Origin of the sequence: Mycobacterium sp. MOTT36Y, from assembly GCF_000262165.1 — a bacterium.
GTDB lineage: Bacteria > Actinomycetota > Actinomycetes > Mycobacteriales > Mycobacteriaceae > Mycobacterium > Mycobacterium intracellulare.
Genome location: NC_017904.1, coordinates 2,939,054 through 2,962,863 on the forward strand (window position 1 = coordinate 2,939,054; position 23,810 = coordinate 2,962,863).

Consider the following 23,810-nt stretch of genomic DNA (forward strand, 5'->3'; position numbering starts at 1 on the left):
GCGGCCCAGGCGTATTCGCTCGGCGCGCCGCCTACCTACCCGGTGGCGGCGAGGTTTCGGGAGGGGCTGCCCGCCCGCAGGAACTGACCGAATCGTTCCTTGCCCAGCGCCGGCGTGGCCTTGCCGGCGGCGAACGCGAGTTTCCCGCACACCAGCACGGCCGTGACCGTCTCGTCGTTGCGGTTGACCATCCGCGACAGCCCGCCGTAGGACTCGACCGGATGCTCGGCGTAGCGGTCGAGGGACTCGTCGAGCTTGTCGGGGTCGATGACGACGATGTCGGCGCGGTCACCCTCGCGCAGCGTCCCGGCGTCGATGCCGTACCACTCCCCGAGCTCGCCGGTCAGCCGGTGCACGGCGCGCTCCATCGAGATGAACGGCCTGCCGGACTTTTCGGCGTCGCGCGCGTGCCGCAGCAGCCGCAGTCCGGAGTTGTAGAACGCCATGTTGCGCAGATGCGCGCCCGCGTCGGAGAACCCCATTTGGATGGTCGGGCTCTGGGCCATCTTCTTGAGGACTTCGGGTCGGTGGTTGGAGATCGTGGTGCGCCAGCGCAGCTTTTCGCCGTGTTCGACGACCAAGTCGAGGAAGGCGTCGACCGGGTGCACGCCGCCACGCTCCACGCCGACCTGCCCGAATGATTTGCCGATGACGGACTCGTCTGGGCAGGCCACGATTTCGGCATCGAAGAAGTCGCGGTGCCAGACCCGGGGCCCGTATTTGCTGTCGTAGTCCTTGCGGAACCTGCGCCGATACTCCTCGTCACGCATGAGCTGATTGCGTTCGATCTCGGTCTGCAGGTGCAGCGCCGCGGCGCCGGAGCCGAACTCCTCGAACACCACCAACGAAATCCCGTCGGCGTAGACCTCGAACGGCACCGGCAGATGCTGCCAGCGGAAGTCGCCGCCGAGGGCGTTGACGACGCGGGCGAGGCGGTCCATGACGTGAATGACGAACGGGATGGCCTTGATGTCGGCCGCCGACAACAGGCTGGTCTTCAGGCGGCGCCGGCGGATCCCGAGCGACGTCAGCAGCTGCGAGACCACCGACAGCGGGTTCTTGATGTCGGGGCCGGACTGCAAGATCTTGTCGCGCCGCCGCAGGATCGCGTTCAGGCGGCGCAGCTCGCGCGGGGACGCGTACGTCGACGGCAGCGTGCGCGATCTGCAGACCTCGCCGTCGAGCTTGTCGAACAGCAGTTGCTGCGAAGACATCCCGACGAACCCCTCATCGAGCGCGTCGTTCAGCATCGATTCCATGCGGGCGAGTTCCGCGGCGGACGGCCGCACGTCCTTGCGCGTCGCCCGATCCAGGCCCATCGTCGCGGCGCGCAGATCGGAGTGCCCGATGAAGGCCGCGAGGTTCGGACCGAGGTTGAGGCGTTCGAGTTCGGCCACGTATTCGGTGGGATTGGTCCACGAGCGCGCCGCACCGAGGTGCTCGATGACATAGCGCCGGGGAATCGCTTCGACCCGGCCGAAGATGTCACCGGCATCGACGCTGTCCAGGTAAACGGTGGACAGCGAACACGATCCCAGCATCACGGTCGTCACGCCGTGCCGCAGCGATTCGGAAAGCTCTGGCGCACAAAGGATTTCGATGTCATAGTGAGTGTGGATGTCGATGATGCCAGGGATCACCCACTGGCCCGTCGCGTCGATGACGTCGGCGCCGGCCGTGTCGAGCCCCTTGGCGATGGCAACGACGCGGCCGTCACGCACACCGATGTCCCGCACCGCCGAGGGTCCTCCAGTCCCGTCGAACCAGCGCCCGTTGGTGATCACGGTGTCGTACTGCATCGGTCGGCCTCCCTCTGCCAGGCGCCCTGCCTGCTGGATCCGCAGTGATCATACATACCGGGCATAGTGTCTGGCCTCGTTATCGGCGCGCCACGCGCCGATTAGCCAGCAACGACAGTGCGGCGGCGGACGCTATGATCCAGCTGTGGGGATCACCGCCTACCGGTTTGCCGTTCGGTAAATCATGCGCAGCCACGGTTGGGCAGGAAATACGCCGGCTTCCGACGCGGAGGCGATCGAGCGCATCCTCGACGCCGCCGACAAGATCATCGACGAACGCGGTTCAGCGCTGCGGATCGCCGATGTCGCCCGGGCGCTGGGCGTCACCCGCCAGACCGTCTACCGATACTTCCCCGGAACCCAGGCGCTGTTGGTGGCGTCCGCGATGCGTTCGGCCGACGGCTTCCTCGATCGCATGGCGGCGCACCTCGACGGCGTCACCGACCCCGTCGTGGCCATCACCGAGGGAATGGCTTTCGCCATCGAGGAGCTGGCCTCGGACAATCAGGTCGAATTCGTCCTCAACCAGCGCCATCGCGGTGGCCAGAAGGTCTCGATCATCTCCGATACCGCGTTGGCATTCGGTCGGTCGATGCTGCATCGCTACGACATCGATTGGGAGCATTACGGTTTCGACGAGGCGGGCCTGGACGAGCTGAACGAGTTCTCGCTGCGGGTCCTGCATTCCTTTCTCGCCGACCCGGGCAGGCCGCCCCGCAGCGGCGCCGATCTGCGGCGCTATCTCACCCGCTGGATCGGGCCGGCGATCGCCTACCCGCAGCTGGTCCGCACGATGGATGCGCTGGGCACCGCCGAGCCGCCGCGAACGCGCCGGCGCTCGTCGAAGGCGTCCTGACCGGGACGGTCGAAGTCGGCCGCGTACCGGACCCGCCGGGGCACCGGCGGTCGGTGACCATACGTTTCCATCGATATGTCTGTCCGCAAATGCCGCGGCCGGCCGGCTTAAGCGGCAGGCGGCGGCTTTTCGTCGCTGGGTGCCGCCGCTCATCGCGCCTTCGTCGCGGCGCCGACCATCGTGTGCACCTCTGCCACCGACCACGGTCCGGACTCATGGTGGTCGCGATAACCGAGCACGCGCGGCGTTTGGCGGTCGAAGCTGCCGACGAAACCGCCTGCGGCGACGAGGATCTGGCCCGTCACCTCACCCGCCAAGTCGCTGGCGAGGTAGGCGTAGAGCGGGGCGACGAACTCGGGCGGGGCGCTGTCGAGCGAGGCCCGCATGGTCATCTCGTCGAGCAGCCCGCGGCGGTGCAGATCTTCGATATGTCTTTCGTATTCGAGCCCCGTGGACAGCCGTGTGCGGGCGCCGGGACACACCACGTTGGCCCGCACGCCGTGGGGCTTCAGTTCGGCGGCGATGGCCATCGTCAGGGAGTTGACGGCGCCTTTACCCGCGGGGTAGCCGGTCCCGCCGTAGTCGCCCAGGAAGGCCACCGAACCGGTGTTGATGATGGCGCCGCGCCCCTGCGCGGCCATGACCGGGGCGGCGGCCCGGCACGTGTGAAACGCCGTGCCCAGGTGCGCGCCGATCAGCCGCTCGAACTCGGCCGCCGAGATGTTCAGGATGGAGGAACCCGGCGGCTCGGCGATTCCGGCGCAATTGATCAGCGTGTCCAGCCGCCCGAACGCGCTGACGCATTCGTCGACGAGCGTTTGGGCCACCCGTTCGTCGTTCGCGGCGCCCACCACCGCGGTGGCCCGCCCGCCCGCCGCGCTGATCGCGGCGACCGTCTCCTCCACCGCGTGCCGGTCACGCCCGTTGACCACGACACCGGCGCCCAGGCCGCCCAGCAGCTCGGCGACCGCACGTCCGATGCCGCGACTGCCACCGGACACCGCCACCGCGCGCCCTTCCAGCAGGGCGTGCGCGCCGGATCCAGTCACCGACGGCTCCGGGAGCCAGTCGTCCCGAGCTCGGCGTAAAGCATTGCGCGCGAAAGGCTCTCGTTATCGGTGCGAGGCGTGCCGCTCGATTGGATGATGAACATTAGGCGAACGATACCGAAGCGAGCATCGACCCCGATCATCTTGTGGGCGCACCGGCCCGACGCTCTCCAAACACGGCTGAGCGGCGGCGCTTCGAGCACTCCCCGCAACCGACCCAGGGCGGAGCGCAATCGGCGGCGAAGAGCATGGGATTGGCCGCCGATTCCATTTGCTGACGAATGCCGGGCCCTGGATCGTCGGACGGGGAAAGTTCGCAACACCGCAGCTCGGCGCGATGGGGGTCCGTCAGGTCCCGTCCGGCCGCCTCCGGATGGGCAGATTGCTAACCGTTGACTGGTGCACGAGGAAACAGTTAAGTGATCGCGGGAAGCCCCACCGGAACGGATCGCCGTGCGATGCGCGGGGGCGTATAGTCTCCAATGAAGTCCGCTTCTGGACATGTCGCCGTTTAGCTCAAAGCGGCCAGTCAGCCTCACGGCTACTGAGCTTGGTACTGACTCCGGCGATCACACACCCGAGAGTCATTTCCCGTTGGTAGCGCGTGTGCGGTGGGTAAACGACAAGTCCCGCGGATCAGGATGCAGTGGAGGCGACTGTGCGGGTTCCCGCGATGTCTTTCTGCATAGACTCAGGAAAGTGAGTCAGCAATGCAAACTTGTTCTCGCGCAGGTGTTTACACGATTCATCGAGTGAACACAAGGTGCGCGGCACGATGACCCACACGATTGCCCCAACCCGTCCCGCTCCGGCGCCCGCCAGACAATCCGACGATTCATACGACGACGTAGTCGACATGTTCGTGGCGCTGCATCGCATGCCGGCCGAGTCGCACGAGTACGCCCGCCAGCGCGAATACATCGTCGCCCGCTGCCTGCCGCTGGCCGACCACGTGGCCAGCCACTTCGCCCGCCGGGGCGAGGGTCTCGAGGACTTGATTCAGGTCGCGCGCCTGGGCCTGATGAACGCCGTCAACCGGTTCGACCCTGCGAAGGGCCCCAGCTTCATCGGTTTCGCCGTCCCCACCATGATGGGCGAGGTCCGGCGTTATTTCCGCGACTACAGCTGGGGGATGCGTGTCCCGCGGCGGTTGCGCGAACTGCACGTGCAGATCAGCAGGGCGACCGCCGATCTCGCCCAGCAGCTCGGGCGCGCGCCCAACGCGGGCGAACTGTCGCAGATGCTCGAGGTTCCGCGGGAGGAGATCGTCGAATGCCTCGTCGCCGGCGATGCCTACCGGCTCGATTCCCTCGACGCACCGCTGGGCGCCGATAGTTCCGGAACGCCGCGCTCGGTGGCCGACTCGGTGGGCGACATCGATCCGCAGATCGAGCACATCACCAACCGCGAGGCGCTGCGGGCCCTCGTTGCCACCCTGCCGCCACGCGAACGCGACGTCTTGCGTATGCGGTTCTTCGAATCGATGACGCAAAGCCAGATCGCGGAGCGGATCGGGGTGTCGCAGATGCAGGTCTCGCGCATCCTGGCAAACACGCTGCGCTGCCTGCGCGACCAACTCGAGTAGCCCGTCCGGCACCCAGTACATTGCTCCGCAGCGTCCCCCGCCGCGGAGCAATGTACTGTGCGATTCGAAGGACGGGCCCGACGTTGTCGCCGGGAAGACCTGGAAGGGAGCTCGATGCGATGAGGATTTCACGAGCGCTGATCGCGGGTGTCGCGGCGACGACGGCACTGGCGGTGTCGGTGGCCGGCTGCGGCAACAACAAGTCGCAACCATCGACGTCGAAGACCGGATCCCCCACCTCGGCAACCTCGGCCCCCAGCGGCGCCAGCTCGGCGCCGCCGTCGTCGGCAGGACCCGCACAGCCCAACGATTACGCCAGGCTGCTCATCCAGGCCAGCGACATCAGCGCGCCGGTTCCCTTCACCGCCGCTCCCCCGACCAGCAATCCCAACGGGAAGCCGGGCGTCGAAACGACCTTCAAGGACGACGACGGCAGCCATGCCATCAAGGTCACCATCGCCGTCTACGACGATCCCGAGGCGGCGACGAACGCGTTGAACGCGGCCAAGGGCCAGCAGGGCGGCGTCGTCAAAGATCCGACCACGCAACCGTCGAACGTCGGGACCGGCGGAACGATGCTGATGGGAAACGCACCCGACCGCAGTAAGGGTGTGGTGATCCTGCTCTTCACCGAGGGGCGGGCGCTTGCCACGCTGCAGTTCGACGGCCCGACCGACACGCTGGCCCCGCCAGATTTCGTCAGCGATGTCGGCCAGAAGCAAGACGCGGCCATCAAGAAGGGCCTCGGCGGCTAGGCGCCGCGCAGACCCGAGCGGACCGTGGCCGAGGGGACGCCATGAACGTCATCAACGGGATGCCGGCTCACGCCCTGTTGCTGCATTTCGTGTTGGTGCTCGTTCCGCTGACCGCCGCGCTGGAGATCGTGTGCGGATTGTGGCCGGCCGCCCGGCGCGGGCAACTGATGTGGCTCACGCTGATCCTCGCGGCGGTCACGTTGGTGTTGACGCCCATCACCATCGACGCCGGAGCGTGGCTCTACGACCGCCAGGCCAACCCCAGCCCGATCCTGCGCGAACACGCCGCGCGGGGCGGCGTCATGACCTACTTCTCGGCCGCGCTGCTGGTGGTCGCCGTACTGCTCGTCGCGCTCCGAATCGTGGAACGCCGATCCGATCGGCGCCGCGTGGTACTCCACGCCGTCGTCGCGATCGTGGTGCTCGCGACCGGCATCGCGTCGACCCTGCAGATTTACCGCGTGGGCGACGCCGGCGCCCACGCCGTCTGGGGCGGCTAGACGAACTCGTTGTGGTCTGCGGGGCGGCGTCGATCGAGTTTGCCCAGCCCGGTGATTTCCAGGCTGACCGACTTGCGTTGCCCGGCAGCGCCCAGCATGAAAAGCATGTCGGCGATCGGCGCGCCCAGCCAAAATCGCCAAAACCTTTTGCGGAAAATCGTCCACGCGTAGCTGCCGCCGCCGATCGTCCAATGCAGGGCCATCGTGATGAGGTAGTAGACAGCGCGTTTCGGGCGCGCGGTCACCATCTCGAGGTTCATCTCCCACGCTTCGAGGCCCCAAGCGCGGTAGTGCCATTGCAACTCGTACTTGCTCTGGAATTCGTAAAACGCCAGCATTTCGCCGTTGGTGACCAGGTATTCGTCAAAGACAAGGATCGATCCCTCGACGAAGCGGTCCTTGCAGGTTTCCAGCGCGTGCAGGCAACTCTCATACGTATCCAGATCCATGTGAAAAAGCCGGATGGCAGCGCCCGGTCGCTCGGCCAGAAACGGGGCCAGCGTCTCGTAGGTGCTTCCCCTGATGAACTCCACCTTGCGGCCGAGCGCGTCGGGCACCCCGTCGTGCAAGCTGACTCCGGTGTCCCGGAGGAAACGTCTGGCCACCGGGTCCGCCAGGGAGAAGGCGCCGCGCTTGATGACGGTGTGGTCGTCGATCGGCCAGTCCTCGACGAGGCCCGAGAAGGTGTCGAATCCGTACACCGTGCGGCCTGACGCGTCTGAGATGAGCCGCGTCGACCAGCCGGCCCAGACGCCCAGGTCGAGTAGCAATTCGTCGGGGTGATCGGCGCTTGGTGGCGCCAGGCGCGAGGCCTCCCACAACAGCGTGTGGCCCCCGATCTTGCACTGACGCAGTTCGGCGAGCGTGCGACCGATAAACGAACGATAGGCATCGTCATAAACTTCGATGTCCCGCGCATACAAATTGGGGATATACCGATCCCGGCCCTTATAGACCACGCGCGCGCACACAAGCGACAGAAGAATCAGGGCGACCCCGATGAGCAGAACGGGCCTGAAGTAGCACGCCGCAAACACAATGCATGCGATGCCGATAAGAATCGCTTTCCATATGCGGTGAAGCCCCGTCCGATCCACGGTTCGCGTGTCGATTGCGACCACCGGTCAGCCTCCCGATTTCTCGTCCGGATTAGACATCCCGCGGCCAATTTCGTCAAGAGCCGACGTTGCGGTGCCCGCGCCGCGCGTTGCTAGCAGGGCGTTTAAGCAATAAGCGGCCGCGCGGGATCCGGCGCGAGGCGACCGCACACCGAGGTCCGCTTTCGGAATCGGCTAACGGTTTTGACGGAGCGAAATTCGCCGGCGGCGGCGCATCGAATTGGCATTCGACGGACCGTCCGATGCCCTCTCCCGCCGGCCCTCGTGACCGCTGCCGGCTAAAAATGTCGGCGATTAACTAGGGTCTCCGGCCAGCTCAGGTAAGCGGCGCCAGAAGAAACAGCCGGAATTGGCGCCGGCCGGCAAGACCTTGGGCCACCCGATAGTTCGGCCAATGGTCCAGCACCGCGCCCCACGCCTCGTCGCGCTCCGCGCCGGTGAGCAGCTGCACCCTCGCCACGAACCGTTGGCCACGGCTGCGCACGGTGACGCGTTGTGCCGCTTTGAGATTCCCCGACCACCCCGGGTTTCGGGTCGCTGCGCCCGATTCCACGGTCCCGCAACTAAATAAATTGCTTGATTTAACAAGGCGGCCGGTGTTCACTGAGGCGATGACCGCCGAGCGGATCGCTCGTTCCGAAAGGTCGACGGGAACCCGAGAGGCGCTCTTGTCGGCCGCCGAGGTGTTGTTCGCCGAACGCGGAATGTATGCCGTGTCGAACCGGCAGATCAGCGAGGCGGCGGGGCAGGGCAACAACGCCGCGGCGTGCTACCACTTCGGGACCCGGGTCGACCTGCTGCGCGCGATCGAAGCCAAGCACCGCGAGCCGATCGAGGAGCTGCGCGCGCACATGCTGGCCGCGGTCGGCGACTCCGCCGAGCTGCGGGACTGGGTGGGCGCACTGGTGCGCCCGCTGACCGATCACCTGTCCGCCCTGGGGACCCCGACCTGGTATGCGCGGTTCGCGGCCCAGGCGATGGCCGATCCCACGTACCGCCACGTGGTCACCAAGGACGCCCTGGCATCGCCGTTACTGGTGCAGACGCTCGACGGCATCGACCGCTGTCTCCCCGAGCTACCCAAGCGCGTGCGTGCCGAGCGAATGGTGATGGTGCGCAATCTGCTGATGCACACCTGCGCCGAGCACGAAGGCGCGCTGGCCGAGCACGGGCCGCGATCCCGTTCAGCCTGGCCGGTCGCCGCCGAAGGGCTGATCGACGCGATCGTCGGCCTGTGGCGCGCGCCCGTCCACGTGGCCGCGGCCGGCGGCCCGACATCACCGACAACCGCGTAGGCCGAACACCGAGGAGCACGATGACCGAAGGATCCACCGCCACCGATATCCCGGAGTTTCCGATGACGCGGGCGCCGGGGTGTCCGTTCGCGCCGCCTCCGAAGGTATTGGAGCTCAACGCCGGCAAGCAGCTGAGCAGGGTGCGGATCTGGGACGGCAGCACGCCGTGGCTCATCCACGGCTACGACGCGATCCGCGCGCTGTTCACCGACTCCCGCACCAGTGTCGATGACCGCCTGCCCGGTTATCCGCACTGGAACGAGGGCATGCTGGCCACGGTGCACAAGCGCCCGCGTTCGGTGTTCACCTCCGACGCCGAGGAGCACACCCGGTTTCGCCGGATGCTGTCGAAACCGTTCACCTTCAAGCGGGTTGAAGCGCTGCGGCCGGCGGTGCAGAAGATCACCGACGACCACATCGACGCCCTGCTGGCCGGGCCGAAGCCGGGCGACGTCGTCAGCACCCTCTCGCTGCCGGTGCCCTCGCTGGTCATCAGCGAACTGCTGGGTGTGCCGTACGAGGATGCGGAGTTCTTCCAGACCCAGGCCCAGCGCGGCATGGGCCGTTACGCGACCGAGGAGGACACCGCCCAGGGCGCCGCCTCGCTGGCCAAGTATCTGGCCAACCTGGTTCGGACGAAAATGCAAAGCCCCTCAGAGGATTTGGTGTCCGACCTCGCCGAGCGGGTCAACGCCGACGAGATCAGCGTGCGCGAGGCCGCGCAGTTGGCCACCGGTGTGCTCATCGCGGGCCATGAGACCACCGCGAACATGATCAGCCTGAGCATCGCCGCGTTGCTCGAGCACCCCGATCAGCGGGCGCTGCTGCGCGACACCGATGACCCGAAGGTCATCGCCACCGCGGTCGAGGAGCTGATGCGCTACCTGAGCATCATCCAGACCGGACAGCGGCGAATCGCCGTCGAGGACATCGAGATCGGCGGCGAGACGATCCGCGCCGGCGATGGCATCATCCTCGACGTCGCCCCGGCGAATTGGGATGAGCGCCAGTTCCCCAACCCGGACCGCCTCGACCTGCTCCGCGAAGACGGGCCGCACGTCGGGTTCGGCTACGGTCGTCACCAGTGCGTGGGCCAGCAGCTGGCCCGCATGGAATTGCAGATCGTTCTGCCCACGCTGCTGCGCCGCGTCCCCACGCTGCGGCTCGCCGTCCCGCTGGATGAGCTTCCGTTCAAGCACGACGCGTTGGCCTACGGCCTCTACGAGCTGCCCGTGACATGGTGAAACCCGATCTCGCGCTGAGTGTTCCCGATCTGCGGGGCAGGTTCGCCGTCGTGACCGGGGCCAACAGCGGTTTGGGCTTCGGCCTGGCGAAGCGGCTGGCCGCCGCGGGTGCCGACGTGGTGATGGCCGTCCGCGACCGGGTCAAGGGCGAACGGGCGGTCGCCGACATCCGCCGGGACGCACCGCAGGCCAAGCTCACCATCGGGCAACTCGACCTGTCGTCGCTGGAAAGCGTGGCGGCGCTGGGTGAACAGCTCAGCGCCGAGGGCCGCCCGATCGACGTCCTGATCAACAACGCCGGCATCATGACGCCGCCACAGCGGCAGCAGACCCGCGACGGTTTCGAATTGCAGTTCGGGACAAATCATCTGGGGCACTTTGCGTTGACCGGTCGGCTGCTCTCGTTGCTGAGGGCGGCGGGATCCGCGCGGGTGGTCACGGTCAGCAGCCTCGCCGCGACCCAGGGCAAGCTCGACTTCGGCGACGTCAATGCGCAACAGGGTTATAAACCCATGCATTCGTACGGGGTCGCCAAATTGGCGCAACTGATGTTCGCCGTCGAATTGGATCGGCGCAGCCGCCGGGGCGGGTGGGGGTTGATGTCCAACGCCGCGCACCCTGGTTTGACCAAGACCAACCTGCTCAGCGGCGCCTCGTACGGCCGCGCCAAGCCGACGTTGCAGGCGCGTTTGACGCAGCTGACCTGGCGCGTGATGCCGTTCATGTGGCTCGACGTCGACGAAGGCATCAAGCCGACCCTCTACGCCGCGGTGTCGCCGGATGCGCAGGGCGGTAAGTACTACGGGCCGCGCGGTTTCTACGAAACGGTCAGGGGTGGGGTCACTTTCGCTCGAGTTCCCCGGTTGGCGCGCAGCGAAGCCGACATGCGACAGCTGTGGCAGCTTTCCGAAGAGCTCAGTGGCGTCACGTACCCCGACCCAGGCGCACAATGATGAGTGATTCCCGAGGAAGGGACGATGATGTCCAGCCCAGCCCCAACCCTCTACCCCGAGGGCGTGATCGGTGCGCCCAAGGACCGTCGCGGCCACGCCGCGGAGTTCAGCACCGGCCTGCCGGCCGGCACCGAGGTCTTCTCCGCCGACAATCACATCTCGGTGGCCGACGACATCTTCTACGAGAGCTTCCCCGACGAGCTCAAGGATCAGGCGCCGCGGATTTGGTATGAGGACGGCGCGTATCTACTCGGCCCGCCCGGACAGTCGATGGTGGTCGGCGACTTCAGCGCGGTGCTCATGCAGTACGACGACCTCGCCGGGGCGGCCACGAACAACGTCGAGGCCCGGGTTCGTGAGCTCGCCGAAGACGGCGTCGACAAGGAGCTGGCGTTCCCGAATGCGGTGCTCGCGCTGTTCCACCATCCCGACCACGCCATCCGCGAGCGGATCTTCCGCGTCTACAACGAGCACATCGCCGAGGTCCAGGAACGCTCGAACGGGCACTGTTACGGCGTCGGATTGATCAACTGGTGGGATCCAGCCGGCGCCTGCCGCACGCTCAGCGAGCTGAAGTCGCTGGGGCTCACCACGTTTCTGATGCCGATCAGTCCGGGCAACGACCGCGACGGCCGGCCCATCGATTACTCCAGCGCCGAGATGAGCGCGGTGTGGGACGAGATCGAAGCGGCCGGCCTGCCCGTCACGCACCACATCGGCGAAAGTCAGCCCAAGTTCCCCAGCGAGGTCAACAGCGTGGCGGTGGCCATGATGGTCAACATCGACTCGTTCCGAGAGATGTTCTCCAAGTACATCTTCGGCGGCATCCTCGACCGGCATCCGGGGCTGCGGGTCGGCTGGTTCGAGGGTGGGATCGCCTGGGTGCCGACGGCGCTGCAGGACGCCGAGCACGTGCTGGCCTCGTATCGGCACATGCTCGCCCACCAGCCCGAGCGTGACGTCCGCGATTACTGGGACACGCACATGTGCGCCTCGTTCATGGTCGATCGGCTGGGGCTGCGGCAGATCGACGAGATCGGCATCGACAAGGTGATGTGGTCGTCGGACTATCCCCACAACGAAAGCACTTTCGGCTATTCGGAGCGATCGCTGGCCGCCGTGGTCGACGCCGTCGGTCCCGAGGATGCCGTGCGCGTTGTCGGCGGGAACATCAAGAAATTCCTGGGGATCTCCGCATGACGAATTCGGCGAGCGCCGTCGGCTCGGTGCTCGACATCCCCGACGAGCCGGATTGGGCCCGCATGCGCGCGGAGACCGGCGCGCGGCTGCGCGCGGCGATGGCCGAGTACGGCGTCGACGCGCTGATCCTGCTGCTGAACGGCTACGTCGGCTACGCCACGGGGGCGAGCTGGCCGCTGCTGGATGCGGGGCTGTCACACGTGGAGCGCCCCGTCGCGGTCGTGCTCGCCGACGACGTGCACCCGCACCTCTTCATGCCCTTCCGCAGCGGAGCGTCCGCCGAAGCGCCGGTGCCCGACGACCACCTGCACGGCCCCGCCTACCTCGAATTCGACCACGGCGTCGAGGATTTCGCGCGGCGGCTGGCCGGGATCGTCCCGCCGGGAGCCCGCGTCGCCGTCGACGAACTCACCGGGGCGATGCGGCGGGCGGCGCCCAGGCTTTTCCCGGCCGGCCCGCCGACGGACGCAGCCATCGTGGTCGGCGCCGCGCAGTTGGTGAAGACCCGCGACGAATTGTCCTGCTTGCGCAGGGCGGCCCGCATCACCGAACAGGCCATCGTCGATGTGCAGCGCGCGCTGGTGCCGGGGGTGCGCCAGATCGACCTGTCGGCCACCTTCGTCCGTCGCGCATTCGAGCTGGGCGCGACCACCAACATGCTGGAGGCGATCTGGCAGGTGATGCCGAAGTCCCGGGAGGCCGGCGTGTGGACGACGCACGGGGATCTCGCGCTGCCGCTGCTGCCCACCGCTCGTGAACTGGCGGCCGGCGATGTGTTGTGGACCGACATCAGCATCACCTACCACGGATACTGCTCCGACTTCGGCCGAACCTGGGTGGTCGGCGAACGGCCGACGCCGCGGCAGCAGGACCAGTTCCGGCAGTGGCGTACCGTCCTGGACGCCGTGCTGGCGGTGACCAAAGCCGGTGCGACGTCCGGTGATTTGGCGCGCGCGGCGATCACGGCCAACGGTGGCCGCAAGCCGTGGCTGCCGCATTTCTATCTCGGCCACGGCATCGGCACCTACCCCGCCGAGGCGCCGATGATCGGAACGGATCTCGGCGAGGAATTCGACGACAACTTCGTCTTTCCGCCCGGCATGGTGCTCGTCCTGGAACCGGTCATGTGGGAGGACGGCACGGGAGGCTATCGCAGTGAGGAGATCGTGGTGATCACCAAGGACGGCTACGTGCCGATCACCGACTACCCCTACACCCCCTATGGCGACTGAAGTTCTGCCCGACCCCGGGGCGTTGAGATCCGGGCGGCGGGAACGGGCGCTGGCCCAGATGGACGAGCACGGTCTGGACATCCTGGTGCTCGGGCGGCAGGCCAACATTCGGTACGTCACCGGCGCGCCGCAGCTGTGGATCGCCGGGACACGGCCGTTCGGTCCGATGTGTGTGCTGGTGCGTGCCACTCAAGACATCTACCTCAACAGCACCGACGATGAGGGGGTCCCGGAGGAGATCGACCACGATCACCTCTACGGGCTGGCCTGGAATCCGATGACGCTCATCGACGTGCTGAAGAAGGTCGACGGCGCGGAGTCGGCGAGGCGGGTCGGAACCGACGCGATCACACCGACTTTCGCGGCGCTGCTGCCCGAGGCGTTCCCCAACGCCGAACTGGTCGACGCCGAGCCGGCGATGCGCGCGGCGCGGCGCATCAAGACGCCCGACGAAATCGCCGCGATGGGGGCGGCCCTTCGTGTCGCCGAACGCGGGCTCGCCTCTGCCCTGGCCGAATTGGCGCCGGGCGCGTCGGAGCGGACCCTGTCGGGGGTGATGATGGAGGCGATGGCTGCCGGCGGGGTGAGCACGCCGGCCACCCAGGACGCCGCGTGGGTGACGTCGCGGGAACAGCCGTGGCGCCGCGCGTCTGCGCACGAGATCCGGTCGGGCGATCTCGTCGCGTTCGCCGCCGGTGCGCTCGCGGACGGCTACGTCGCGGAGGTGGGACGCACGTGGCCGGCCGGCAATGTTGTCAGCGGCGAGGCGCGCGAGCTCTTCGCCCGCTCGAACGCGTTGTACGACAAGATGCTTGCCGCCTGTCGCCCCGGCGCGCCCACCAGAGATCTGCTGGCCGCCTATGAGGCGGTCGGTGAGCCGATACCGCCGATGCCGGTCGCACACGGGCTGGGGTTGGGTTTCGACCCGCCCGTCGTGTCCGCTGCGCTGCTGGCCGCGGGAGAACACGACCAACTCGAGGCGGGCATGGTGTTGGCCATCACCGGCTACGTGTGGCGGCAGGGCCTCGGCGCGGTGTTCCGCCGCGACACCGTCCACATCACCGAGGACGGCGTCGATGTGCTAACCGGCAGTCCTGCTTGGGCTTAGGCGAGCCTGCGATTGCGGGCGCCCTTCCCGGCCCCGCGGGCGAGGGCGCGATTACGGATATCGAAAACGTATATCGAAATTCCTTGTGTCACTGTGGTTTCAGTGGTCACAATCCGGGGTTTTCTGTCGGTGGGCCTCGATAGTTTGGCGGTGTGAGTTCCACTGGTCTGCCCGATGTCGACGCGGTGTTCGACGCGCTCGATGCCGAGGTGGACCGCGCGTGTGCGTTGGTGCTCGACGCGTTGACCGTGCAGCAGCAGCTGGCGGTGTTGGAGCGCTGTGAGAGGCTGCGCCGGCGCATCCCGGTCATCGAGCATCCGCTGCTTAATTCCCTGGCCCGCCAAGCCCCCTCCCAGGAGCTCGGCGGCGGGCTGGCCCACGCGCTGACCGAACGCACCCTGATCAGTCGTCACGAAGCCTCTCGGCGTATCAAAGAGGCCGCCGATTTAGGTCAGCGCCACGGCCTGACCGGTGAACCGTTGCCGCCGGTGTTGGCGGCCACCGCGGCGGCCCAGCGCGCCGGAGACCTGGGCGCGGGTCAGGTGGCCGTGATCCGCAAGTTCTACCACCAACTACCTGGCTGGGTGAGCGCTGCGGCCCGTGAGTTCGCCGAAGCCCAACTGGCCGGGTTCGGCACCCAGTTCGGCCCCGAACACCTCAAAGAATTGGCCCGCGGAGTGTCCGATGCGCTTAACCCCGATGGCATTTTCACCGATGAGGACCGGGCCCGCAGCCGCGGGGTGACCCTGGGCAACCAACAAGCCGACGGCATGTCGGAGTTGCGGGGCCTGATCACCCCCGAGCTGCGGGCCACGCTGGAAGCCGTGGAGGCCAAACTCGGTGCCCCGGGCATGTGCAACCCGCTCGACGACATCCCGTGCGTCGACGGCACGCCTAGCCAGGCCGCCATCGAGCGCGACTCCCGCTCGGCTGCTCAGCGCGGCCACGACGCCCTGCTGGCGGCGCTGCGTGGGCTGTTGGCCTCCGGGGAGTTGGGTCAGCACAACGGGTTACCGGCCTCCATCATCGTCACCACCACCCTGGCCGAGTTGGAGGCCGCCGCCGGGCGAGCCCTGACCGGCGGGGGCACCATCCTGCCCATGAGTGAGGTGATCCGCCTGGCCCGCCACGCGCATCACTACCTGGCGATCTTCGATAAGGGCAAGGCCCTGGCGCTCTATCACACCAAGCGGCTGGCCTCCCCGGGACAACGAATCGTGTTGTACGCCAAGGACCGCGGCTGCACCGCCCCGGGCTGCACCGTGTCGGGCTATTACTGCGAAGTCCACCACACCACCGACTACAGCAAGTGTCACAGCACCGACATCAACCAGCTCACCTTCGCCTGCGGCCCGCATCACCGCATGCTCGACCCCGGTGGCTGGAGCACCCGCAAAAACGCCAAGGGCGAGACCGAATGGAAACCCCCACCCCACCTCGAGCGCGGCCAACCCCGCACCAACACCTACCACCACCCCGAACGATTCCTGAATTACGACGAAGACGACGACCCGGTTTGACGCTAAGGCAGCACGTCATCGAGTAGGTCCCCCACGCGATGACGTTGCCACGCGCTCAGCAGGTTCGAGAGCATCTGCAGCGGCGCGCGCACGCCTTCGTCGTCCCGGATGCGCGGATCCTTCCGGGTGCCGGGCACGGTGTCGAATCGCTTGCGGATCAAGGCCGGCACGTCCAGCAGCCAGGCGACCCCCATGGCGGCCGCGTAGAGCAGCATGTGCCGACGCAACCGGCCAGCCTCGAGCTGCGGACCGCCGCAGCGCTCGTATTCCGTGACGAACAGTTGCAGCAGATCGTCGAGATGGGTGTCCCACATGTCGGTCTCGGCGCCGGACATCGCTCCCCACAGCGCCATGCCGAGGTTCATCTGGCCGACGCATCCCCAGTCCATCAGGCCGCAGTGCAACGTGCCGCCGGTGTCGCGCCAGAACCACGCGTTGTCGATGTTGGCGTTCCAGTGGCACAGCGCGACATAGTCGGAGTCGTCGGCCAATTGGTGTGCGATCACTTGCTCGTGGAGCGCCACGCGCGGCGCGTCGTCGCGCAGGCGGGCCAGGAATTCGGGTGAGCAGGCATTGGTCGGCAGCAGCCCAGGATGCGTCTGCGCGAATTCGGCGAGCTGGCTCACCCGCCGGTCCAGCTTCTCCGCGGACAGCGGCGCGCGTTCGCCCACCGTCGCGGCCCGCACGTCCAACGGAAAGTGAGCGGTCAATTCCGCGGGCAGCCGACCGGAGCGATGCGTGCCGGCGAGGCGCGCAAGCGCGGTCAGCAGCGCTCGGTAGTGCCCTAGGGGCTCGGGCATCTCGTAGTCGAGGCACTTGTGGTATTGGCGCTCGATTCCGTTGCCGTCGAATTTGATTCGCTCGGTGACCAGCAGGCCGGTGCCGGTGGGGCGGTGGTAGTCGGCGAACTGCGGGCAGGGTACGGCGATCGGGAATTCCGGGGCGCGGGACAGCGAGGCGAAGCGCACCTCGGGCTCCATCTGTGTCTTTCCGCGGTCGCGCACCGGATTGTCGAGATCGCGGGAGAACTTCACGAACAGCTCGGTGTGCAGATCGGGTGCGGCACGGTCGTATTCGACCGACAGCACCACCTTGCGTCCGGTGCTGCCACCGCTGATCTCGCGGTAGTCGCTGATGCGAACGACGCTGTTGTCAGCGAGGACACCCGAAGCCCGAAAGGCCTTCGTGAGGAACGCAGCTCCACCGCTGAGCAGGGTCGCGGGGTCCGCCGGGATCGGCAATCCGTACTGATCACCGACCACCCAATGCGAACTCACACCGCTACCAGGTCTGCTCGGCCGCGCGCACCAGCATGTGGTTCACCGCCACCCGGCGATCGCGGGTCACCATGAACAGGACCGCGTCGGCGATGTCCTCCGGCCGCAGCATGACCATGCCCGACGTCTGCTTTTCGAAGGCCTCCCGCGAGGATTCGGTCAGGTGGCTGAAGATCTCGGTATCCACCGTTCCCGGGCCCACCACGCCGACGCGCACCCGCTTGCCGAGCACCTCTTGGCGGATGCCTTCGCTGAACGCGTTGACCCCGAACTTGGTGAGCGAATACACGGCGGTGTTCGGCCGGGCCACCCACCCGGCGGTGGAGCTGATGGTCACCAGGTCCGCCACGCCGCGTGGCGAGTCGGCGGCGGCGTCGATCAGGTGTGGCAGCGCCGCGCGGGTCGCGTAGAGGACGCCCTGCACGTTGACGGCCACCATGTTGTCCCAGTCCTGCAGCGGTGCTTCGGTCGCGGGCGCCGATTGCATCAGGCCGGCGTTGTTCACCAGGGTGTCGAGCCGTCCGAACTCCGCGATTGTGCGCCCCACGGCGGCCGCGACCTGATCGGCGTCCGTGACGTCGGCCGTGACGACGAGCGCTGTGCCACCGGCGGATTCGATCTCGCCTTTCAGCTCCGCCAGCCGGTCGGCGCGGCGCGCGAGGAGAGCCACCGCCGCTCCCTCGGCGGCCAGCGCTTTGGCCGTCGCCGCTCCGATGCCACTGCTGGCGCCCGTCACCAGGGCCGCGGTGTGCGCCAATGTCGTCATGATCCGCCCGTCGGTTGGGTGCGCAGTATCTCGTGTAGAACGTAGTCGGTGTCCTCGCCCAGATCCGGCGCACCGCGCGCGATCCGCGCGGGGTTGCGCGCCATCCGCCAGGACGGTCCCAGCACCGGCCGCTGGCCTTCGCGATGGTCCGAAACGAAACGATACAGCTCGCGGTCCCAGAGTTGTTGATCGCCAACCACATCCATGGCGGTGGCGCTCTTGGTGGCCGGGACTCCCGCCGCCCGTAGCCGATGCGCGAGTTCCTCGGCATCGAGCTGGCGGGTCAGCGCGGCGAGATCGGCGTCGAGGGCCTCGGCGTGCCGCTGGCGGTCGTCTGGGGTGGCGTAGCGGGGGTCGCCGGCCAGCGCGGCGGCACCGAGCACTCCGCACAACCGCTGCCATTCGGTGTCATCGGCGACGGCCACGCTGACCCACGAGCCCGCCGCGCACGGGTAGCAGCCGTGCGGGCACAGGTCGGGGTGGTGGTTGCCGTCGGGCCCGCGTCGTCGCCCGGTGAGGCTGTGTTCCAGCAGGCAGTCCCCGATCATCGACGAGAGGGTTTCGACGGCCGACACGTCGACGAATTGCCCTGCGCCGCTGAGCTCGCGGTGCAGCAGCGCCACCACGGCGGCGTAGGCGGCCGCCGCGCCGACCGTGGAATCCCCGTAGCGCATGCTGGTTCCGAGCGGCGGTCCACCGGGGTAGCCGACCAGCGGTGCGAGCCCGGCGAGCGCGGCGAAGCACGGCGCGTAGCCGGTCTGATGACCTAGCGGTCCGTCGTTGCCCCACATTTTGATCGACACCGAGATGATGTCGGGTTTGATCTCGGTGAGCTGCTGATACCCGAGGCCCTGGCGCTCCATCGCGCCCGGCCGCAGGTTGTTGATGACGATATCGCTGCGGGCGATCAGCTCCCGCAGTTGCGCCATGCCCTCGGCGGACTTGATGTCGATGTCCACGCTGAGGATCTCGGGGTTGATGCTGAGAAAGAACGGGGCGTGGTTGATGTCGGTGCCGCCGTAGGCGCGCATCTCCTCGGGCAGCGCCGCGGTTTCGACCTTGATCACCTCGGCGCCCAACAGCGCCAACAGCTTGCCGGCATACGGACCGGCCCACACCTTGGTGAGCTCGACGACGCGCACCCCCTGCAGGGGGCCACCGCGCGGTGCCCTCGGCGGCTTGAGCTGCGCCGCCTTCGCCGCCGGTGGAGCGTGGGGGACGTCGAGTCCACCGAGGACCGACGCGGTGTGCTGACCGAGAGTGGGTGCCGCAGAGACGATTTCCGCCGGGGTCGCACCGAACCGGTACGGCACCGTGGGGTACGCCGCGTCACCCAACACGGGGTGGCTGACAGTGGAAAAGAAGCCGCGGTGGACGTACTGGGGCGCGCGGTGCAGGTCGGCGGCCTCGTTGACCGGCACCAGGGGCACACCGAGTCGCTGCGCCTCGTCGGCCGCCGTCTCCTTGGACAGGTCGCGGACCCACGCCGCGAATCCCCGCTGGAACGCCGCGACCTTGTCCGGGGTCACGGAGAACTCCAGCCAGTCGTCGTCGAAGTCGTCGAGCCAATCCAGGCACCCCATCAGCTGTTTGACGCCGAGCCAGTGGGCGCGGCTGGTCATGTACAGATAGACGAAGCCGTCGGCGCAGGCGAAGAACGACGCGGGGCCCTGCTGGTCGTAGTCGTCGCGGGTGCCGAGGGCGGGGACTTCGCCGGTGACCAGGCGCCCCAGAATGCAATCGGCACGCGAGACCAGCACGGCCTGCTGCGAGACGTCGATGGCCTCGCCCCCGCCGGAGTGCAGGCGCCCGAACAACGCCGCCGCGACGCACAGCGCCGCCTCCAGCCCCGCCTCGTAGTCGGCCAGGAACCGGCCGGGCCCCCGCAGCGGCGGCCTGGTCGGGTCCGGATGGCTAGGGGTGTGGTAGCCCCAGCCGCTGGCGTGGAACACGTTGATGCTCTTCGCATTCGCGTACTCGGCCGGGGCGTTCTCACCGAACGGCGTGATCGAGCAGAACACCACGCCCGGGTGCCGCTGCGCCCCATCGGTGGCGCCGTCGTCGATGACCGCGTCGGCGCCGCCGATGAGCCGATCCAGGCTCTCGGCGCCGGCTCGCGAGGTCGCATCGAGAACCACGGAGCGCTTGTTCGTGTTGAGGTAGGCGAACAATGCGCTGCCCTCGCAGCCCTCAGCGAGGCGGGGCGCCATGGCCCGGGTCGGGCTGCCGCGCCCGGGCGCCTCGACCTTGATCACCTCGGCACCGAAGTCGGCCAGCAACTTTCCGCAATACTCCCCCGCGACCGATCCCGCCAGCTCGATGACCCTGAAGGCCGTCAGCGCCGACATGTGCGCCCTCGCAAGGCGGTCAGGGCTTCGCGCGCCCGGAGCGGCTCAGTCGCCATTCCGGCGGGAAGTTCATGTCGTTGTCCTTGACCACGTTGTTGAGGCCCTTCTCGAAGGTGCCCGCGGTCAGGTCGACCTCCCGCGCGTCGTTGGCGATCATCGGCAACATACCCTCGACCATGCCGGTCAGCAGGCTGCCGAAGTACTCACCCTTGTGCTGCTTGTAGAGCTCCAGGAAGGTCTTCTGTACGGCAACGGTGTCGGTCGGTCGGGCCTTCGAGCACGCCAGCGCGTACTTGAGGGTCTCGTCTTCCAGCTTGTCGCGGGGCACCACGCTGTTGACGAAGCCGCAGTCGTACATCTCCTTGGCGCTGAACGGCCTTCCGGTGAACAGCATTTCGGAGAACTTGCGCAGTCCCATCGTCTCGGCCCACCACCAGAGCCGGGGGCCCCAGCCCACGTAGCGGAACGCCGGGTGGCCGAACAGTGCGTCGTCGGAGGAGATCACCAGGTCGGCGTCGCCGGCCTGGTAGAAGTGCCAGCCGTAGCAGTAGCCCTTGGCCTCGATGATGCTGATCTTCCGAAGCTCTTGCAGCGGCCGGTTTCCGGCGCGCGCCTTGGCGTAGAAGTCGGTGACGGTGGACAGGTAGCGGTAGGAGCCGCCGGGCGGGTACTTGACGTCGTCGTCGTTGATCGCGAGCTCGTGCAGCAGCGGCATGCCCGGATTCTCCAGCATCCCGCGCTGTTCGGGCAGGTCGCCGCCACTCCCGAAATCCTCACCCTCGCCGCGGATCACGACGACCTTGACGTCGTCGTCCACGTTGCACTTGTGAATCAGATCGGCATAGTTCTGCCGCATTCCCAGCGTGGTGGAGTTCTGCGCGTCGGGGCGGTCGAAGGTGATGTAGGCGATGCGGTTCTTCTTGTCCTTTTCGAACTTGATGTACTGCTCGGCTTCCTTCTTCATTTCTTCATAGTCGTATTCGGGCATAGTCTTCTTCCTTCAGTTGAATGTTGTTAACGCTTACTTGAGCAGAGCGCCCGCGTCGACAGGTAGCGAAACGCCTGTGATGTAACGAGATTCGTCCGACGCGAGGAACAGGACGGCGTTGCTGATGTCGACCGCTTCGACCCACGGTACCGGCAACGTGTGCATCATTTGCGAGAACGGCGCGAAATCGTCCGGCCCGGGATTCTCCAGGTCGGGCCGAAACAACCGGAACGTCACCTCATTGATCGTCATCGGGGTGTTGACCTGGCTCGGGTGTACCGAGTTGACCCGAATACTGTGCTCCCCCAACTCGACCGCGAAGGCCCGCATCAGGCCCAGCACGCCATGCTTTGCGGCGATGTAGTGGCCGGTGTGGGCCATGGCCTTGTGCGATCCGACGGAACCGGTCAGCACGACCGAACCGCCGCGCCCGCCGGCGATGATATGTGGCACACCGACTTTGACGGTGTGCCAGACGCCGGAGAGGTTCACGTCGATCATGTCGCGCCAGATGTTCTCGCGGATCTTGTGCAGCTTGTTGCCGAACGTGCCGATGCCCGCGTTGGCGACGATGATGTCGAGGCGGCCGAGTTGTTCCACCCCGCTGTCCACGGCCGCCTTCAGCGCGTCGTAGTCGCGGACGTCGACCTGCGCGGTCACGATGCGCCGGTCGAGAGCCTTGACCAGGTCGGCGGTTTCGTCGAGGTCTTCCGGCGTCGAGTGGGGATACGCCAGGTTCTCGATCGGCCCGCAGACGTCGATCGCGATGATGTCGGCGCCCTCTTGCGCCAGGCGCACGGCATGGCTGCGGCCCTGGCCGCGGGCCGCACCGCTGATGAACGCTACCTTCCCTTCTACCCGGCCCGTCATCGTGACACCAGCGCCGGCATGCATTCCCAGCCCCGCACCGTGGAGGTCGGGCTGAGGGTGGCTTTGCTCAAATCGACCTCCCACTCGGGGAATCGCTTGAGGATCTCCTCCAGCGCCACGCGGCCCTCCAGGCGCGCCAGCGCCGAACCCAGGCAGAAGTGCGTGCCCATGCTGAAGGTGAGGTGCGGGCGGACGGCGCGATGGATGTTGAATTCGCCCGCGTCGGGCCCGAATTGGGCCTCGTCGCGGCACGCCGATCCGATGAGCATCATCATCACGCTGCCTTCGGGCACCGTTTGGTCGTGCACCGTGACGTCGCGGGTCACGTATCGGGACACGTGTGGGGCCGGCGGCTCGTAGCGCAGAAGCTCTTCGATGGCCTGCGGGATGAGGGCGGGGTTCTCGAGGAGGTCGCGGCGTTGGTCGGGGTGCTCGGCGAGAACCTTTCCGGACCAACCGATCAGCCGTGTGGTCGTTTCGTTGCCGGCCCCGGCGACGACGTTGAGGTAGACGAGGATCTCCTCGCGACTGAGGTGCCGATTCACACCGGTTTCATCGACGAACTCGACGTTGAGAAGTTCGGTCATGATGTCGTCGGACGGATGCTCGGCGCGCCAGTCGATGTACGCCTCGAACTGCTCACCCACGGACAGGCCGTGCTGGGCCGCATCCATGGGCTTGCCGGCCTCGGTGCGCAGCTGGGCGTTGCCCCGGTCGCGGATGTACTCCTGATCGTCTTCGGGGATGCCGAGCAGCATGCTGATGACCTTCATCGGCATCTGCGCGCCCAGGTCGGTGACGAAGTCGAAGTGGCCCGAGCCCACCAGCGGGTCCAGCAGTTGGGCGCAGAAGTCGCGGATCATCGGCTCCAACGCGGCGATCCTGCGCGGGGTGAACATCCGCGACAGCAGTTTGCGGTGCACGTCGTGAATCGGCGGGTCTTCGAAGATCAACATGCCCGGCGGGATTTCGAGGTTGGCCTTGATCAGCTCGAGGATCGCGCCCCGCGCGGAGCTGTACGTCTCGTGGTCCACGAGCGCCTTGCTGACATCGGCGTAGCGGCTCACCGCGTAGAAGTCGAATTCGGCGTTGTAGTAGAGCGGCGCCTCTTGGCGCAACCGCGCGAACATCGGATACGGGTCGGCGATCAGCCCGACATCGTATGGATCGAAACGAACATGGCTGTCGGTGCTCGCCGTCACGAAACCCCTCCTACCGCTGCAGTTTTGGATACCCGCATTACCCGCACCAGTGCTCGCGCTGCCAGCATTGCAGCGTTGGATTCGGTCCGGGGCAATTTACACACTCCGCTTAATTGCGTCGCTTCGACATGTGCACAACTTCGGC

General features: G+C 67.2%; 20 protein-coding genes and 1 pseudogene. 11 read left to right on the plus strand and 10 right to left on the minus strand.

All coding sequences use genetic code 11. The features are described 5' to 3' along the window. Nucleotides 1-35: 35 nt before the first annotated feature. Entirely contained in the window at nt 36-1,799 is a 1,764-nt protein-coding gene (locus W7S_RS13520) for an amidohydrolase family protein (RefSeq protein ID WP_014711716.1), read from the minus strand. 184 nt (nt 1,800-1,983) lie between these two features. Between W7S_RS13520 and W7S_RS13525 the strand changes: the two genes are divergently transcribed. Next, entirely contained in the window at nt 1,984-2,655 is a 672-nt protein-coding gene (locus W7S_RS13525) for a TetR/AcrR family transcriptional regulator (protein WP_014380218.1), read from the plus strand. A gap of 149 nt (nt 2,656-2,804) precedes the next feature. On the opposite strand, the gene W7S_RS13530 is transcribed toward W7S_RS13525, so the two are convergent. Beyond that, on the minus strand, nt 2,805-3,704 hold the full coding sequence (locus W7S_RS13530; protein ID WP_014711717.1) for an SDR family NAD(P)-dependent oxidoreductase: 900 nt from the start codon (nt 3,702-3,704) through the stop codon (nt 2,805-2,807). Between the two features lie 775 nt (nt 3,705-4,479). Between W7S_RS13530 and W7S_RS13535 the strand changes: the two genes are divergently transcribed. The 3 genes from W7S_RS13535 to W7S_RS13545 all read left to right on the plus strand — a co-directional run bounded on the left by W7S_RS13535 (nt 4,480) and on the right by W7S_RS13545 (nt 6,544). Then, nucleotides 4,480-5,289: a SigB/SigF/SigG family RNA polymerase sigma factor gene (locus W7S_RS13535; RefSeq protein WP_036396576.1), complete on the plus strand. Its 810-nt coding sequence runs from the start codon at nt 4,480-4,482 to the stop codon at nt 5,287-5,289. Between the two features lie 119 nt (nt 5,290-5,408). Then, on the plus strand, nt 5,409-6,044 hold the full coding sequence (locus W7S_RS13540) for a hypothetical protein (RefSeq protein ID WP_014382659.1): 636 nt from the start codon (nt 5,409-5,411) through the stop codon (nt 6,042-6,044). Nucleotides 6,045-6,085: 41 nt separating this feature from the next. After that, nucleotides 6,086-6,544 (plus strand): DUF2231 domain-containing protein, encoded by a 459-nt coding sequence (locus W7S_RS13545; RefSeq protein ID WP_014384807.1) that lies wholly within the window; start codon nt 6,086-6,088, stop codon nt 6,542-6,544. On the opposite strand, the gene W7S_RS13550 is transcribed toward W7S_RS13545, so the two are convergent. Next, nucleotides 6,541-7,665 (minus strand): class I SAM-dependent methyltransferase, encoded by a 1,125-nt coding sequence (locus W7S_RS13550; RefSeq protein ID WP_014380224.1) that lies wholly within the window; start codon nt 7,663-7,665, stop codon nt 6,541-6,543. The genes W7S_RS13545 and W7S_RS13550 overlap by 4 nt on opposite strands. Before the next feature lie 313 nt (nt 7,666-7,978). Beyond that, nucleotides 7,979-8,194 (minus strand): annotated as a pseudogene (locus W7S_RS13555) (nitroreductase family deazaflavin-dependent oxidoreductase); the annotation flags it as partial. A gap of 64 nt (nt 8,195-8,258) precedes the next feature. Between W7S_RS13555 and W7S_RS13560 the strand changes: the two are divergent. From W7S_RS13560 to W7S_RS13590, 7 genes are all read left to right on the plus strand, one after another. Then, on the plus strand, nt 8,259-8,957 hold the full coding sequence (locus W7S_RS13560; protein ID WP_014382662.1) for a TetR/AcrR family transcriptional regulator: 699 nt from the start codon (nt 8,259-8,261) through the stop codon (nt 8,955-8,957). 20 nt (nt 8,958-8,977) lie between these two features. Beyond that, on the plus strand, nt 8,978-10,201 hold the full coding sequence (locus W7S_RS13565) for a cytochrome P450 (RefSeq protein ID WP_014380226.1): 1,224 nt from the start codon (nt 8,978-8,980) through the stop codon (nt 10,199-10,201). Next, the gene (locus tag W7S_RS13570; protein ID WP_014711719.1) at nt 10,195-11,154 is read left to right on the plus strand and encodes an SDR family oxidoreductase; all 960 of its coding nucleotides are present in this window, start codon (nt 10,195-10,197) and stop codon (nt 11,152-11,154) included. The genes W7S_RS13565 and W7S_RS13570 overlap by 7 nt, the downstream gene beginning before the upstream one ends. A 27-nt stretch (nt 11,155-11,181) precedes the next feature. Further along, on the plus strand, nt 11,182-12,354 hold the full coding sequence (locus tag W7S_RS13575) for an amidohydrolase family protein (protein WP_014711720.1): 1,173 nt from the start codon (nt 11,182-11,184) through the stop codon (nt 12,352-12,354). After that, the gene (locus tag W7S_RS13580) at nt 12,351-13,586 is read left to right on the plus strand and encodes a Xaa-Pro peptidase family protein (RefSeq protein ID WP_014384812.1); all 1,236 of its coding nucleotides are present in this window, start codon (nt 12,351-12,353) and stop codon (nt 13,584-13,586) included. The genes W7S_RS13575 and W7S_RS13580 overlap by 4 nt, the downstream gene beginning before the upstream one ends. Beyond that, nucleotides 13,576-14,694, plus strand: a complete 1,119-nt coding sequence (locus tag W7S_RS13585; protein ID WP_041297853.1) for a Xaa-Pro peptidase family protein — start codon at nt 13,576-13,578, stop codon at nt 14,692-14,694. Before W7S_RS13580 ends, W7S_RS13585 begins: the two co-directional genes overlap by 11 nt. Before the next feature lie 152 nt (nt 14,695-14,846). Continuing rightward, entirely contained in the window at nt 14,847-16,214 is a 1,368-nt protein-coding gene (locus W7S_RS13590) for an HNH endonuclease signature motif containing protein (protein WP_014711722.1), read from the plus strand. A gap of 2 nt (nt 16,215-16,216) precedes the next feature. Here W7S_RS13590 and W7S_RS13595 read toward each other — a convergent pair whose 3' ends face one another. From W7S_RS13595 to W7S_RS13620, 6 genes are read right to left on the minus strand one after another with little or no spacing between them, the layout of a single operon-like run. Next, nucleotides 16,217-17,476, minus strand: coding sequence for a hypothetical protein (locus W7S_RS13595; RefSeq protein WP_081490106.1), 1,260 nt, complete (start codon nt 17,474-17,476; stop codon nt 16,217-16,219). Nucleotides 17,477-17,495: 19 nt separating this feature from the next. Next, on the minus strand, nt 17,496-18,257 hold the full coding sequence (locus W7S_RS13600; protein WP_014711724.1) for an SDR family NAD(P)-dependent oxidoreductase: 762 nt from the start codon (nt 18,255-18,257) through the stop codon (nt 17,496-17,498). Then, nucleotides 18,254-20,605 carry a CaiB/BaiF CoA-transferase family protein gene (locus tag W7S_RS13605; protein WP_014711725.1) on the minus strand — a complete coding sequence of 784 codons (2,352 nt, stop codon included), beginning with the start codon at nt 20,603-20,605 and terminating at the stop codon, nt 18,254-18,256. The genes W7S_RS13600 and W7S_RS13605 overlap by 4 nt, the downstream gene beginning before the upstream one ends. 19 nt (nt 20,606-20,624) lie before the next feature. Continuing rightward, nucleotides 20,625-21,593: an enoyl-CoA hydratase/isomerase family protein gene (locus W7S_RS13610; RefSeq protein WP_008257144.1), complete on the minus strand. Its 969-nt coding sequence runs from the start codon at nt 21,591-21,593 to the stop codon at nt 20,625-20,627. Nucleotides 21,594-21,626: 33 nt separating this feature from the next. Next, nucleotides 21,627-22,463, minus strand: coding sequence for a mycofactocin-coupled SDR family oxidoreductase (locus tag W7S_RS13615; protein WP_008257146.1), 837 nt, complete (start codon nt 22,461-22,463; stop codon nt 21,627-21,629). Then, nucleotides 22,460-23,665, minus strand: a complete 1,206-nt coding sequence (locus W7S_RS13620; RefSeq protein WP_014711726.1) for a cytochrome P450 — start codon at nt 23,663-23,665, stop codon at nt 22,460-22,462. Before W7S_RS13620 ends, W7S_RS13615 begins: the two co-directional genes overlap by 4 nt. Nucleotides 23,666-23,810 lie beyond the last annotated feature (145 nt).

What these genes read in the sequence shown, in the direction of transcription:
- W7S_RS13525 (WP_014380218.1), top strand. Translation starts at nt 1,984, where the DNA reads ATGCGCAGCCACGGTTGGGCAGGAAATACGCCGGCTTCCGACGCGGAG.
- W7S_RS13575 (WP_014711720.1), top strand. Translation starts at nt 11,182, where the DNA reads ATGTCCAGCCCAGCCCCAACCCTCTACCCCGAGGGCGTGATCGGTGCG.
- W7S_RS13585 (WP_041297853.1), top strand. Translation starts at nt 13,576, where the DNA reads ATGGCGACTGAAGTTCTGCCCGACCCCGGGGCGTTGAGATCCGGGCGG.
- W7S_RS13605 (WP_014711725.1), bottom strand. Translation starts at nt 20,605, where the DNA reads ATGTCGGCGCTGACGGCCTTCAGGGTCATCGAGCTGGCGGGATCGGTC.
- W7S_RS13545 (WP_014384807.1), top strand. Translation starts at nt 6,086, where the DNA reads ATGAACGTCATCAACGGGATGCCGGCTCACGCCCTGTTGCTGCATTTC.
- W7S_RS13600 (WP_014711724.1), bottom strand. Translation starts at nt 18,257, where the DNA reads ATGACGACATTGGCGCACACCGCGGCCCTGGTGACGGGCGCCAGCAGT.
- W7S_RS13610 (WP_008257144.1), bottom strand. Translation starts at nt 21,593, where the DNA reads ATGCCCGAATACGACTATGAAGAAATGAAGAAGGAAGCCGAGCAGTAC.
- W7S_RS13570 (WP_014711719.1), top strand. Translation starts at nt 10,195, where the DNA reads ATGGTGAAACCCGATCTCGCGCTGAGTGTTCCCGATCTGCGGGGCAGG.
- W7S_RS13535 (WP_036396576.1), top strand. Translation starts at nt 4,480, where the DNA reads ATGACCCACACGATTGCCCCAACCCGTCCCGCTCCGGCGCCCGCCAGA.
- W7S_RS13565 (WP_014380226.1), top strand. Translation starts at nt 8,978, where the DNA reads ATGACCGAAGGATCCACCGCCACCGATATCCCGGAGTTTCCGATGACG.
- W7S_RS13580 (WP_014384812.1), top strand. Translation starts at nt 12,351, where the DNA reads ATGACGAATTCGGCGAGCGCCGTCGGCTCGGTGCTCGACATCCCCGAC.
- W7S_RS13615 (WP_008257146.1), bottom strand. Translation starts at nt 22,463, where the DNA reads ATGACGGGCCGGGTAGAAGGGAAGGTAGCGTTCATCAGCGGTGCGGCC.
- W7S_RS13540 (WP_014382659.1), top strand. Translation starts at nt 5,409, where the DNA reads ATGAGGATTTCACGAGCGCTGATCGCGGGTGTCGCGGCGACGACGGCA.
- W7S_RS13520 (WP_014711716.1), bottom strand. Translation starts at nt 1,799, where the DNA reads ATGCAGTACGACACCGTGATCACCAACGGGCGCTGGTTCGACGGGACT.